Annotated in this window: 10 protein-coding genes; 6 read left to right on the top strand and 4 right to left on the bottom strand. The window is 58.9% G+C overall.

The annotated features are described in order from the left end of the window. The first annotated feature begins 43 nt into the window (after positions 1-43). On the top strand, positions 44-583 hold the full coding sequence (locus ML541_RS13720) for a hypothetical protein (protein ID WP_243373681.1): 540 nt from the start codon (positions 44-46) through the stop codon (positions 581-583). 67 nt (positions 584-650) lie between these two features. On the opposite strand, the gene ML541_RS13715 is transcribed toward ML541_RS13720, so the two are convergent. Together ML541_RS13715 and ML541_RS13710 are read right to left on the bottom strand one after the other, a co-directional pair. Further along, positions 651-953, bottom strand: a complete 303-nt coding sequence (locus ML541_RS13715; protein ID WP_243373679.1) for a HigA family addiction module antitoxin — start codon at positions 951-953, stop codon at positions 651-653. Between the two features lie 4 nt (positions 954-957). Continuing rightward, positions 958-1,245: a type II toxin-antitoxin system RelE/ParE family toxin gene (locus tag ML541_RS13710; RefSeq protein WP_243373677.1), complete on the bottom strand. Its 288-nt coding sequence runs from the start codon at positions 1,243-1,245 to the stop codon at positions 958-960. A 187-nt stretch (positions 1,246-1,432) separates the two neighbouring features. Between ML541_RS13710 and ML541_RS13705 the strand changes: the two genes are divergently transcribed. The 5 genes from ML541_RS13705 (at position 1,433) to hemG (ending at position 7,351) form a co-directional block, all read left to right on the top strand. Continuing rightward, the gene (locus ML541_RS13705; protein ID WP_243373675.1) at positions 1,433-2,119 is read left to right on the top strand and encodes a WG repeat-containing protein; all 687 of its coding nucleotides are present in this window, start codon (positions 1,433-1,435) and stop codon (positions 2,117-2,119) included. A gap of 223 nt (positions 2,120-2,342) precedes the next feature. Next, a complete protein-coding gene (locus ML541_RS13700; protein WP_243373673.1) occupies positions 2,343-4,433 on the top strand; it encodes a transporter substrate-binding domain-containing protein in 2,091 nt (696 codons plus the stop codon). Then, positions 4,430-4,786, top strand: coding sequence for a response regulator (locus ML541_RS13695; protein ID WP_243373671.1), 357 nt, complete (start codon positions 4,430-4,432; stop codon positions 4,784-4,786). The genes ML541_RS13700 and ML541_RS13695 overlap by 4 nt, the downstream gene beginning before the upstream one ends. Positions 4,787-4,824: 38 nt before the next feature. Continuing rightward, positions 4,825-6,810 carry a response regulator gene (locus ML541_RS13690; RefSeq protein WP_243373669.1) on the top strand — a complete coding sequence of 662 codons (1,986 nt, stop codon included), beginning with the start codon at positions 4,825-4,827 and terminating at the stop codon, positions 6,808-6,810. Positions 6,811-6,823: 13 nt separating this feature from the next. Further along, positions 6,824-7,351 (top strand): menaquinone-dependent protoporphyrinogen IX dehydrogenase, encoded by a 528-nt coding sequence (gene hemG / locus ML541_RS13685; RefSeq protein WP_243373667.1) that lies wholly within the window; start codon positions 6,824-6,826, stop codon positions 7,349-7,351. 5 nt (positions 7,352-7,356) lie between these two features. Here the strand turns inward: hemG and ML541_RS18985 are convergent, their stop codons facing one another. Both ML541_RS18985 and ML541_RS13675 read right to left on the bottom strand, forming a co-directional pair. Next, entirely contained in the window at positions 7,357-11,343 is a 3,987-nt protein-coding gene (locus ML541_RS18985; RefSeq protein WP_243373665.1) for a translocation/assembly module TamB domain-containing protein, read from the bottom strand. Further along, positions 11,340-13,079, bottom strand: a complete 1,740-nt coding sequence (locus ML541_RS13675; protein ID WP_243373663.1) for a BamA/TamA family outer membrane protein — start codon at positions 13,077-13,079, stop codon at positions 11,340-11,342. The genes ML541_RS18985 and ML541_RS13675 overlap by 4 nt, the downstream gene beginning before the upstream one ends. Positions 13,080-13,091: the final 12 nt, after the last annotated feature.

Raw genomic sequence — 13,091 nt, 5'->3', positions numbered from 1 at the left:
CGCCGCTGTTCTGTCACCCCGTTGGGCAATCAAAGGGAAGAAAATGAAGAAGCTATCGGTGGGAAAATTCATTCTGCTAACTTTCGTGACTCTTGTTTGTTTAGCTGCGACCAGAGAATCACATGCGGACATCCTAACGGTAGTTCAGGGAAGAATCTTGTTCGCCAGCTTCAACGGTAAATACAAAGAAATTTTTAGAACAAAATCCCCCTTTTATGGGTATGGCTGGCTTGATAAAGAAGAGATCTTTGTCGCTTACCAGCCCGATGGAGAAGCTGAAGCAAGTGCTGTAATTGAAGTATTCAATTTGCGTACTGGCAAAAAGAAGAAAATTACAGAAATTGGGGCAGCAGGAGAATCTCATTTTGCAGCACACCCGCGACTCAGGAAGATTGTATTTAATGATACTGACGGAATTGAGGTCCTAACCATTGAAAACTTTCTTCGATATAAAATTACAACAGTGAGTCGTGATCGTAATGCTTTTGCACCATATTGGATAGATGACAACACAATAGGGTACATCAGCTTTTCCAAAAAAGGTGGTAGCACCTTTAAAAAAGTTTCGATCACGCCAAGATAATGCCCAACACACGACTAGATCGGTCGCGATAAGGCCGCGCCGGTCATCCTCGAACCGTTAGCAAAGTTTACGCAGGAGAATTAGCGTTCCATTGGTGAATGGAGGAAAGGCTTTCCGACTCGGAATTTTCAATTTCCTCAGTATCGTAATCGGCCTGAAGACCGAGCCAGAAACCAGCACTGGTGCCAAAGAAGCGCGCAAGTCGGACGGCAGTATCGGCAGTGATGGCCCGCTTGCCATTACAAATTGCGGAGATCCTTGGCTCCGGCACTCCAATTTCTTTGGCCAAGCGATACTGGCTTATCCCTAACGGAATCAGGAATTCTTCCCGAAGGACCTCTCCAGGGTGAATATTTGGAAGCTTGTTCATGGCGTCACCTCAATTGATAGTCGCAAATTTCGACACGGCTGGCGGTCCCTTCGTTCCACATAAAGCAAATCCGCCACTGGTCATTGATTCTTATGCTCCATTGTCCGTCACGGTCTCCAGAGAGCTTCTCCAGCCTATTCTGTGGAGGGATACGGAGATCGTCAATTCGGCGGGCGTTGTTTAACATACGTAGCTTCCGCCGTGCCACTGCCTGAATCTGGTTTGGTAGCCGACGGGAAAAATGGCCATCCCAAATCTTTTGCGTTTCGCTGTCATGGAACGAGGCAATCATAAACCATATACTAACGTATGGCGGAAGTACAGTCAACGAGGACTTTGCAAAGAAAATACGGCTCAGGAAAGCTGCTGATCAGCAGCACACTATCTTCCTACGCTTCGCCAGTGCCCTTTGTGACGTTATCGGGGACACGAAATAAAAAGGGAATAACACTAATTCAATTCACCCAGGAGGTCCACCCATGAAAAGCCTGATCTTTTCTCTTGCCTGTCTCATGCTTTGCCTGACGCTGCCGGCCTCTGGCGGACAGCAGAAGAAGCAGGGAGGAACAGCCCTTTACGAAATCAAGCGGGACGGCAAAATCGGCTTCATCAACCGCCAGGGCAAAGAGGTTATCCCTCCCCGCTACGATGACGTGCGCGGCGGTTTCGAGGAGGGGTTGACCCGGATCCAGGTGAAGGATCTGTGGGGCTTCATGGATCGGAGCGGCAGGGTGGTGGTTGCCCCTGTCTATGACGACAACGACGAGTTTTCCGAAGGGTTGGCCAAGGTGAGGAGCAAGAAAAAGTGGGGCTTTGTGGACCATGGCGGCAAGGTAAGGATTCCCCTTGAATTCGAAGATGCGGGGAATTTCCGGGAAGGGATGGCAAAGGTAAAGATCGACGGCCGATGGGGCTTTATCGACACCACCGGAAGGAAGGTCGTCCCCACCCAATACAAGGAGGTGGAAGATTTCACCGAAGGGCTGGCGAGGGTCAAGTCTGACGACAAATGGGGCTATATGGGCAAGAACGGCAAATTCGCCATCAAGCCTGCCTTCGACAGCGCCGATGCCTTCATCAATGGTCTGGCGCTGGTGGAAATCGATGGCAAGAAGGGATACATCGATCATTCCGGCCGCTTCGTCTGGGGGCCGGTCAAGTATTGATCCTGTAACCTTTCTGAACATGGGCCGGTGGAAACTCCACCGGCCTTTTTTGTTCATCGTCCAAACCTATCCCGCTCAATCTGCCACCACAGTAAAACATGGCATTAATTATTAATGTATGCTATTAATTGACATACTTGCTGGATACCTGTTGCTGAATATCGATGCCGCACCACGACCGGGTTATCGTGACAAATGTGCCGCTGGGAAGGGAGCACACGGTATGTTAACGATGAGGGACAGTATCCGTTGCCTGCATGTTCTCCTGGCAGCCATGGCGCTGTTCTTTCCACTCCTTTTTTCCCCCCCAGCTAGAGCCGAAGCACAGACCGTGACCGTCGGCGTCTATGAAAACGCCCCCAAGGTCTTCACTGCCGAATCGGGCAAGCCCGCCGGGATCTTCATCGACATCATCGAACATATCGCTAAAACCGAAGGATGGGAACTGCACTACGTGCACGGCACCTGGGGAGAAGGGTTGAGTCGCCTGGAAAAGGGGGAGATCGACCTGATGCCCGATGTGGCTTACACGGCCGAACGGGAAAAGGTTTATTCCTTTCACCGCATCCCGGTCCTTAACGGTTGGTCCCAGGTCTATGCCAGAAAAGGGAGCGGCATTCAGTCTTTTCTGGATCTGAACGGCAAACGGGTCGTTGCCCTGGAGCAGACCATCCAGCTGGAGACGTTCAGGAGACTTGCCAGCAATTTCGCGTTGAAGATTACCCTTATCCCTGTGCCGGACTACAAAACCGGCTTTCAGATGATCGCCGACGGCAGGGCCGATGCGGGGGTCACCAACCGCTTCTACGGCTTGATGAACGGCAGAAAGTATGGCCTTGAAGATACCCCAGTCATGTTCGATCCTGCCCCATTCTTTTTTGCCGCTCACAAAGGGCTCAACCAGCCGCTCCTGGATGCCATAGATCGCGACCTTGCCGCCTTGAAAAAGGACCCCAAATCGGCCTACTACGCCTCAATGGGGCGCTGGACCACTGAGGAGGTGCAATTCAAGCTGCCGGTATGGCTGGATGTTCTCGGCCTGGTCCTGGGTGTGGCGTTAATCACCAGCCTGGCGGGAGCGGTCCTGTTGAAATCCCAGGTGAAGGCCCGCACCCGGCAGTTGGAGAAGATCAACAATGATCTGACCGAAAGCGAGCAGCGCTATCGCCACCTATTCGAACACAACCCGGCGCCCATGCTCATTTATCAGCGGGGAACCCTGGAAATGCTGGCGGTGAACGATGCCTTCGTTAACCACTACGGCTATAGTCGGGAGGCAGCCCTGTCCTTCCTCCTCACCGATCTCTATCCGGACGAGGAAAAGGAGAAGATTGCCACGATGGCGGCAGGGCTCAAGGGGCTGGCCTACGTGGGGGAATGGCACCACCGCAAGGCAGACGGATCGATCATGACCATCATGGTCCGGTCCCACGACATCGAGTACTGGGGGTATGACGCCCGGATTGCCGTCATCTCCGATGTAACCGAGATGAAGCAGATGGAAGACCAGCTGCGTAACGTCAATGAAACCCTCGACAACAAGGTGCGGGAGCGGACGGCCCAACTGGAGCAGAAAAACCTGGAACTGGAGGGGGTCAACGAGAAGCTGAAGGAGCTCGACCAGCTCAAATCCATGTTCATCGCCTCCATGAGCCATGAATTGCGGACCCCCCTCAATTCCATCATCGGCTTCACTGGCATTCTGCTCCAGGGGCTTGCCGGGACGCTGAACGACGAGCAGCGCAAGCAGCTCAGCATGGTTAAGGGAAGTTCCCAGCACCTGCTGGAACTGATCACCGATATCATCGACCTGAGCAAAATCGAAGCAGGCAAGATCACCCTGACCATAGAGCCGTTCGACCTGGCGGCATTGACCAGGGACATCGTCGAAAGTTTCCGGGTTACCGCCGACCGAAAATCCCTCAAACTCATCGTCGAAGGGTCTGAGCGGCTGAGGATCGAGAGCGATATGCGGAGAATCAGGCAGGTCCTGGTCAATCTGGTGGGAAATGCAGTGAAATTCACCGATGAGGGCGAGGTGCGAATCGCGATCGGCACCGATGCAGACAGCGCGGTAGTCGCAGTCCGCGACTCGGGGCCGGGAATCAAGGCGGAGGATATGTCAAAACTGTTCCAGTACTTCAGTCAGATCACCTCTGCGGACTTGCCGAAACACGAAGGGACCGGGCTCGGACTCTATATTTCAAGGAAGCTGATGATCCTCCTAGGGGGCGGCATCCAGGTGGAAAGTGAATTCGGCAGAGGCAGCACCTTTGCGGTATCCGTGCCGTTGCAGAGGGAGGAGCGGGCATGAAGAAGATCCTTATTGTGGAAGACAATGAAAAGAACATGTACCTGATCTCGTTCATCATCGGCACCATGGGACATCAGGTGGTCCAGGCCAAGACCGGTGAAGAGGGGGTCGCCCTGGCGGTGGCGGAACGTCCCGACCTGATCCTGATGGATATTCAGCTTCCCGGGATCGACGGCCTGGAAACCACCAAAAGGATCCGGGAAGAAGGCATTACCGCCGTGCCGATCATCGCCGTTACCTCATTTGCCATGTCAGGGGATCGGGAACGGCTTCTGGCGGCAGGATGCAACGGCTATATCGAGAAGCCTATCGATCCGGGCACGATCAAGGACGAGATCGGCGCCTTTTTGTGAGGGCTTGACGCACGAGATAACACGTGGGGAGCGGACCTATGAAAGTGCTTATTGTCGATGACAATGCCGAAAACCTCTACCTGCTTCAGGCTATCCTGACGGGAAACGGCTTTAGTGTTGCCATGGCCGGCAATGGAGAGGAGGCCTTGGCGCTGCTGAAGCAGGATTCCTTCGGTCTGATCGTTTCCGACATCCTCATGCCGAAAATGGACGGCTTCCAGTTCTGCCGCGCGGTGCGGGCCGACATCACGCTGCGCCGCATTCCCTTCGTTTTCTACACGGCCACCTACACCTCGGAAGAAGACGAAGCCTTTGCCCTCGGCCTCGGCGCCGACCGCTTCATCCTCAAACCTGCTGCCCCCCAGGTCTTTCTCCAGATCATCATGGATGTTGTCGCCCACGCCAAGAACAAGGCCTTACAACCGGGTCAAGCCAACCTGGGTGAAGAGGATTACCTGGTAACCTACAACTCACGTCTCCGGGAAAAGCTGGACGATAAACTGGTGCAGATCCGGGAGAGCGAGCGCCGCTACCGTAACCTGTTCAACAGCCTTCGCGACGTGGTGATCATCACCGATCTGCAGGGAATGGTCCTGGACGCGAACCAGCCCGCTCTGCGCACCATTTTCGGCTATGAACTGGAGGACCTCAAGGGGGCAGACAGCCGGCTGCTCTTTGCCGGGACTGCGCCGGTTGGCCACGAGGCCGTGAACGGCGTGGCTATTGCCCTAGAGCCGCTGGTTCGGGAAGTTGCCTGCCGCAAAAAAGACGGCAGCAGGTTCGAAGGAGAGCTGTCGGCACTGAAGCTTATCGGCGATGATGGACTGCCGGTGGGTGATATCCAGGTCATCCGTGACATATCGCAGCAGAAGATGTTGGAAGCCCAGCTTCAGCACGCCCAGAAGATGGAAGCGGTCGGCCGGCTGGCAGGAGGGGTCGCCCACGATTTCAACAACAAGCTGACGGTCATCATGGGACACCTGGAACTGTTACAGCACCGGCGGCCCCAGTGGGAGGTGGTCGAGGAAACGCTCCAGCGGGTCATGAAGGCAGCTCAACAGGCACGGGAGATAACCCGGCAATTGCTGGCCTTCTCCCGCAAGGAGATCATAGTTCCCCGCACGGTCAACCTCAACGAGTTGATCGAAATCGGCTGCAAGAGCCTTGGGTGCCTGATCGGCGAAGACATCATCCTGGATCTCGCACTGGCACCCGACTTGTGGCCGGCAAGGCTGGACCCGACGCAGGTGGACCAGATCGTCATGAACCTGTCGGTCAATGCCCGCGATGCCATGCCCCGCGGGGGGACGCTCCGTTTCGCCACCAGCAATGTCCTAATCGATCGGCACCTGAGTCTCCAGCATTCCCAGGCGGCACCGGGGAAGTATGTGCAACTGGAAATCAGCGACACCGGTTGCGGCATGTCCGCCGAGATCCTCACCCACATCTTCGAGCCGTTCTTCACCACAAAGGAGGCGGGCAAGGGCACTGGCCTGGGGCTGGCCACCATCTACGGCATCGTCAGCCAGAACCGCGGCTTCATCGATGTCAGCAGCGAACCGGGGTGCGGCACCACCTTCACCATCTGCTTTCCCCGCTGGGAAAAGGGACCGGAGACCGGCACGGCTGTTCCCGAAACCGCCAGCACGAGGAAAAAATCGAGCACCGTTCTCCTTGTGGAGGATGATGAAGCGGTCCGGCGGGTAGTAAAAACGATGCTTGAGACGCAAGGATACCAGGTCTTTGAAATGGCTGGCACGGAAGAGGCCGTCACCTTTTGCGCCGCCGGCAACAGAACCATTGATCTGATCCTGACCGATGTGATCATGCCCGGCATGCACTGCAAACAGATGATCAGAAATATCGAGGTATACCTCCCCGGCGTTCCCGTACTCTATATGTCCGGATATTCTTCGGAGATGACCGGCGCGCACGGGTTGCTGGCGGAAGGTACGCACTTCATCCGAAAACCCTTTGATCTGGAGACCCTGCGCCAGGCGTTGGCGTCGCTGCTCCAGCCGTGAAAGGATACTACCCATGGCGAATATCCTCATCGTTTACGCCACCACTGACGGCCAGACAACAAAGATAGCCGCACGCCTCCAGCAGGTCATGGAACAGCAGGGGCACCGGGTAACGGTGGCTAAGGTTCAGGAGGCGGATACCTTAGATCCTGCCTCCTTCGACAAGATCATCGTCGGGGCGAGCATCCGCTACGGCAAGCACAGCCCGCTCATCACCCGCTTCATCGAAAAAAACCGCTCCAGCCTGGAGAGCAGGCCCAACGCCTTTTTCTCCGTTAATGTGGTGGCCCGAAAACCGGAAAAAAGTGACCCCGAACAGAACCCCTACCTGCAGAAGTTCCTCCGGCGCATATCCTGGAGGCCGCGTGAACTGGCAGTTTTTGCCGGCAAGATCGACTATCCCAGCTATAAGCCCCTCGACCGGTTCATGATCATGCTGATCATGTGGATGACCAAAGGCCCGACCGACCCCAAGGCGGTTATCGAGTTCACCGACTGGGAAAAGGTGGAGGAATTCGGCCGGCGGATGGCGCAAATGTAGTCGTACTAGTTGAAATTCATCTTATAGTAGAGGTCGGCGCCGCTCTCGCTGCCGGTTTCCGTTTCCAGCTGCAGGCGCCGGGAGATGTCGTAGCGGAGCCGGAAGAGATTGGCGCCGGTGAAGAGGGAGCGCCCGTAGCTGATGTAGAGCTGCGGCGTCAGGTATTTGCCCAGGGTGAGGATCGATTGGGAGACTCCCGTGTCCGCCTCCTTGGTGGGGGCCATGCCGCTGGGGGTGACGGGAATGGCCTTGTAACCCATGCGGGCCACCGCGTTCTGCTGCCCGCTCTCGATTTCGATGGTACTGAGCCCGAGGCGGTTCTTGATCTGGTCCTGGAGCACCGTCGATTGCCCCGTGGAAAGGAGCAGCCCTGCCGCCTGTGCCACCAGCCCCGCCTGTTCGCTGCTTTGCCCAAGCGGATGCCCCAGAACCATGTAGGCAAGAATGTCCATGTCCGGCATGGCAGGTTCTGAGTAAAGCTTTATGACCGGCGTCCGGGGGGTACCGGTGACCGTGACCCCGGCGCGCACGTCACCAACGGAGCGCAGGGCGAGGACATCCAGCAGCGGCTCGTTGACCGGCCCGCCGGCATAGAAAATCCGCCCCCGGACGATGGCCAGATCCAGCCCGTAAGCCTTATAGCGCCCCTTGACCACCTTGATTTCCCCCGTGCTGGCAATGGTGTCGAGCCGGGTGAAGCGCAGGTCCATGCTCCCCCCCAGTTGGGCATCCAGCCCTGCCGCCTTGACCAGCACCCGGTCCCCCAGAATAACCCTGACCTGGACATCCAAGGCCAGCTGTGGCGCCTTTTTCTCCGCCGGCGCCCCCTCCAGGACCACATCTTCGCTGGGCTGGACGCTGGCCTTGGGAGGCTGTCCATGCACAAGGAGGACCGGCAGGCGGACCTCGCCCCGCACAGCGAGCCTGCTCGTCGTCCCCTCGAAAGAGAGCCTGGGAGAACCTGAGGCCTCCAGCTCCGGCAGATGGAGCAACTGAAAACGATCGCCACTGATGGTGCCCCGGTAACTCGCCACCTGCCATCCCTGCAATTGGGCAAGTCCCTCGCCGGTGAGCCGGCCCGAGCCCGATGCGGCACTGAGACTCACCCCTATCCGGTCCCGGTCCAGGTTCGCAGCCAGGGCCACATCCTCCAGCCTTATCCCCGCCGATGGGAGGTAAGCCCCTGCCTGGGAAAGCTGCAAGGTCCCGGTAAGTGTCGGCTCCTGCCAGATGCCCCCCACCCCCAGGTCCATTGCCGCCAGCCCGTGGGTCTCCTGGACCAGTCCGGGCAACATGGCCGACAGGAGCCCCTGCTCGCGGACACGCCCCGATAGATTTGCCGAAACGGCCCCCCGTGGGTCCGGGGTAACGGGAAATGCCGCCGGTACCGGCAGTGTGAAATTTCCCTGCGCCCGGCCAAATTCCCCCAGGGTCAACCCCACGGTCCCCCGCAGGGTATTCCCCTGCCAGGTCCAGTTCACGGCAGCCTCCTTGAGGGCCATGGTTCCCTCTCCTTCCGGCTTGCGCCAATGGAGGTTCCCCCCGCTGAGCGCCACATCTCCCGCCAGGGCCAGGCGGTTTTCCGGCAAGAAACGGCCTTTTGCCGTTCCTTCCAGGGCGCCGGCGACCTTAATATTTCCCTTCATCCACGGCTCCAGGACGGCCAGATTGGCCACCTTGCCGTGCAGATCGACGGTCCCCTGGTCCGGCAGGGCCAGCGAAGCCGGGGAGGCAGTGGCAATTTTTCCCTCCAGCTGTATACCTTCGGCACCCTTGACGGTAACATCGGCCTCTATCCCCTTTTCGCCACCGATCGCGTGCAGGTCGGCACGCTTGATGATGATGGTGCGCCCCTCCCGGGTGACCGTTGCCCTTCCACCCGCATCAATGGCGAAGAAAAGCCTGCTTTCCTGGAGAAGGGAGAGGGCCACTTTGCCATGGCTCTCCCCCACCACCCGCACCCCCTGCAGCCAGGGGGTGATGCGGTCCAGGTCGATCTTATCCCACTGCAGATCCACCTTTCCCGTCCCGGGACCGGCCCTGAATTCCGCCGCCGCTTCCAGACGCTCCCCCCCCGCACCGACAAGGGCCATACGTGCCAGGGAAAGCTTCGTCCGGCTGACTTGCAACCCCGCCGGAGCAAGCAGGTTCCAGGGACCGATGCGGTCCTGGCCGGAAAAACGGTCGATCGTTCCCTGCCAGGTACCGTTGCCGTAGCCACCGGCCACGGCAAGCGCCACGCTCGCTTCCGGGGCGGTCATGGACAGACCGAGGCGGTGAGCGGAAAGCCTGCCGTCCATGCTCAGATTGATCGCGACAGCCTGAAACCCGCCATAGGCGGCCTTCTGCAACAAAACGACCAGATGGACCGGCGGGTCCTTGCTCCACGGTACGCTCCCTTCCAGCAGCACCCCATCAAGAGTCATGCCGCGCCCCTTAAGTCGGCGGCCGGCGCCGCTGATGGTCCCGGCTCCCCGCCCATTCCTCCAGAGTCCCCATCCCGCGAGGCGCACCTCTCCCGCCGTATCCGGCACCAGCCGCGACAGATCGGTAATCACAGCACTGAAATCGAAGCGCCGGGCCAGGTCTCCCCCCCCATGCAGGTCAAAGCCACTGCCATGCAGGTCCAGGTTGGCTATCTGCAGGTTTTTACCGGAAAAACTCCCCCTGGCCCCGCCGGTAAGCGGTTGACCATGGAGACGGCTTTGCAGCAGAGTCACATCGACCTTCCCCTGCAGTTGCCCCCCCTTTGGTAAAGCCACGTCCATAGCGGCATCGAAATTCACCTCTCCCTGCCAATCCTTTGCCAGCCGCGCCGGGTCAAGTTTTTGCCCCTGCAGGCGTCCTTTGGCGGAGATGCCTCCAGCCCAGCCAAGCTCCAGATTTCCCGATACGGTGCCGCCAACCATGGAGCCATGCAGGGGAGCCAGGTTGATCCCGGTCTCCCCGCCGCGGAAGGTTGCGGCAAGGGAAGCCTCCCGCCATCCTTTTCCCCGATTGTCCATACGGAAGTGGCCATGGTATCCCCTGCTGCTTCCGGTCAGCTTTAGGGTGCCGGAAAGATCGGTCGGCATCTTCAACTCCCGGGACAGATCCAGCCGGTCGGCCGCAAGGGCCAGCCGCACCTGGGGCTCCACAACGGCAAGGCTCACGCTCCCTTCGCCGGTGATGATGCCCCGCCTCCCCGGTCTGGTCAGCTTCAGGCGGCGCAGATTGATTGCCTGCCGCTCCAATCCCAGCTCGGTCCGTAGCTCCAGTCGGGGATAACCCCGCAACCTGCCGGTGACGGCCACCCTGCCCGCCAGTTGCTCCGGTGCCCGCCCGGGCAAAAGGCGGCCGGAAAGTGAGAGTTCATCCATTTCCGCCACCGCCTTGGCCGGAATGATACCCAGTTCCATGGCCAGGGATGGGCGCTTCAATCCCACCGCCACCGCCCCCTCGAGCCGCCCCTCGGGTGCAACGACGGCAAGTGACGGCAGCGTCAGCATCCCCTCACGCCAGAGAATTGCCCCTGCCAGTTCCTGCACCTGTACCGGTTTGCCCCCCAGGTGCCGATAGCTGAGATTGTTGATGCGGAACCGGTTTACCTCCACGTCCACCAGCTCAGCCAGTCCTGGCAGCCGCGGCCAGCTGAGATTCAACGGCTTTTTGACCGTCGGTGTCTCGTCACGAACGGCAACAGCAGAAAGAGTCAGCTCCTCGACCACCAGGTGCCCCGTTACCAGCCAGACCGGATGCCAGGCAAGTTCAAGGCTGCCCACAGCAGCAGTCTTCAAGCCGCTGTGCATCGTAACCCCCGTCAGGTGCAGGTTATCCCAAAGCCGCCCCGTCACAGCGGCGGCGGAAATCTTTAACGGGGAGTAGCGGAAAAGGCTCTCCAATGTCCAGCGGGCGCCAGCGGTGGTACCGAGCAACCAAAAGGCCGCCGCCACAACGGCCACGGCCGGCAGGGCTAAGAGCAGCGTCAGACCATATGCGGTTCCGCGTCTCACAGCTCGATTCCCACGGTGAAATGGATATGGAAGGCAGGGGTGTCGACCCCCAGTTGCCGGGCGACGGAAAGGTTGAGGGCACCAACCCTGGTATAGTAATGGAGCCCGATCCCGGCGCCCCGGTAGATCTTGACGGAAGTGAAGGTATTGAAGGCATTGCCCGCGTCATAGAAGAGGGAAACTCCCCAGTCCTTGAACAGTGCCCGTTCCAGTTCCACGCTTCCCACCAGAAGGTGTTTCCCCCCCACCACCTGACCTGTGGCATCGCGGGGGCCGAGGCTCTTGTAGGAATAGCCTCGGACGCTCTGGTCCCCCCCGGCAAAGAAGCGCAATGACGCAGGCAGATCGGCCATTGGATCGTTGAGGAGGGTAAAGCCTACCTTGGCACGGGTATGGAGGGATAATCGCCACGGCAACGGCATCAGATTACTTCCCTCGGCGATGAATTGCACCAGTCCCACATCGGAACCGATCAGCTGATGGGTACCGCGCAGGTCGAAAAAATAACGAAAGCCCTTCTCGGGCCTGACCCGATCGCCGTAGTGATCCTTGGTGAAGCGGATGCCCGGCAGGACCAATCTGGAACTGGAATTCTGGCTGCCGATAGTGAAGCCTTCCCGCTGTATCCGGATATAGGCGGTGCCCAGTTCCCCCTTGCCGAAGCTGCGGTTCTTGTCCAGCTCCAGCGCCACCAGCCTGCTGGTATAGGTGGTGATTTCCCGCTGCAGATTCAGCTGCAGCGAAGTAGAGCTGCGGATATCGTCGGCGTCGGGGATGACGTAGCCACTGGCAAAGCCTTGCAAGCGCTGGGAAATGAAGAGGTTGGCAAAGTATTCGTGCCCCCGTTGCAGCATGTTCAGATCACGGTAGCGGAGAGAGAAGCGGCCGCCGGTGTCGGTTCCGTAGCCGATCCCCGGCCTGAGGCTGCGGCGATAGTTCTGCTTCAGTTGCACCGAGACGGGGATGGCGTGGTCCCGGACCTCCTCCCTGAGGGGGGTGACCATGATCTCCTTGAACCTCTCCGAGTTGTTGAAGTTGAGCTGGGTCTGCCCCAGTCGGCTGTAGGAGAAGGGCTCGCCGGACTTGAAGCTCAGATAGCGGCGCAGAAAACGGTCCGGATAATCGGGGGCACCCTCGATCCGGGCTCCGTCGAAGAAATAACGTTCCCCGGTGTCCATGACCAGCCGGATACGGGCGGAGGTTCTCGTGGGATCGATGCGGATCTCGTGGGCAGTGAATTTTGCATCCAGATAACCCAGCTCCTCGGCTGCCGATTTCAGCCCCCCCTTGGCCTGATCATAGGGGTGCTGCAGCAGTATATCCCCCTTCTCCAGGGGAAATGTGTCAACCAGGTCTTTGAGCCCCCCTTCGCCGGCACCGGCTCCCGTGACAGCCACGTCCAGTGCCGTGATCCGCACCGGCGCTCCGGGAGAAACATTTACCAGAAGGCGGAAGCGCCCCCTCGACGCCGCTTGCAGGCTGGTTTCCACCCGGGCGTTGTAGTAGCCGAAGGGTTGCAGTGCGGTACGCACCTTGTCCGGCGCCTGGCGGGCGAAACGCTCCAGCCATAACCGATCCACCTTCCCCTCCCGCACCATCCCCAGGGGTAAGACAAGGGCTTCCTGGACGTTGGTCCGGGCTTCGTCCTCCACCCCGCTGACCACCACCTCCACCGGATCGGCTCCCATCGACGGCACTGGGCGGCCGAGGAGCAGGAACGTCACGATCCCTATCACCCACGCGCCCCT

Source organism: Geotalea sp. SG265 (genome assembly GCF_022808985.1).
Classification (GTDB): Bacteria; Desulfobacterota; Desulfuromonadia; order Geobacterales; family Geobacteraceae; genus Geotalea.
This window is presented reverse-complemented; position numbering and strand designations above follow the sequence as displayed.

Coding starts and splice junctions, on each gene's coding strand:
- ML541_RS13720 (WP_243373681.1), top strand. CDS start 44: ATGAAGAAGCTATCGGTGGGAAAATTCATTCTGCTAACTTTCGTGACT.
- ML541_RS13715 (WP_243373679.1), bottom strand. CDS start 953: ATGAACAAGCTTCCAAATATTCACCCTGGAGAGGTCCTTCGGGAAGAA.
- ML541_RS13710 (WP_243373677.1), bottom strand. CDS start 1,245: ATGATTGCCTCGTTCCATGACAGCGAAACGCAAAAGATTTGGGATGGC.
- ML541_RS13705 (WP_243373675.1), top strand. CDS start 1,433: ATGAAAAGCCTGATCTTTTCTCTTGCCTGTCTCATGCTTTGCCTGACG.
- ML541_RS13700 (WP_243373673.1), top strand. CDS start 2,343: ATGTTAACGATGAGGGACAGTATCCGTTGCCTGCATGTTCTCCTGGCA.
- ML541_RS13695 (WP_243373671.1), top strand. CDS start 4,430: ATGAAGAAGATCCTTATTGTGGAAGACAATGAAAAGAACATGTACCTG.
- ML541_RS13690 (WP_243373669.1), top strand. CDS start 4,825: ATGAAAGTGCTTATTGTCGATGACAATGCCGAAAACCTCTACCTGCTT.
- hemG (WP_243373667.1), top strand. CDS start 6,824: ATGGCGAATATCCTCATCGTTTACGCCACCACTGACGGCCAGACAACA.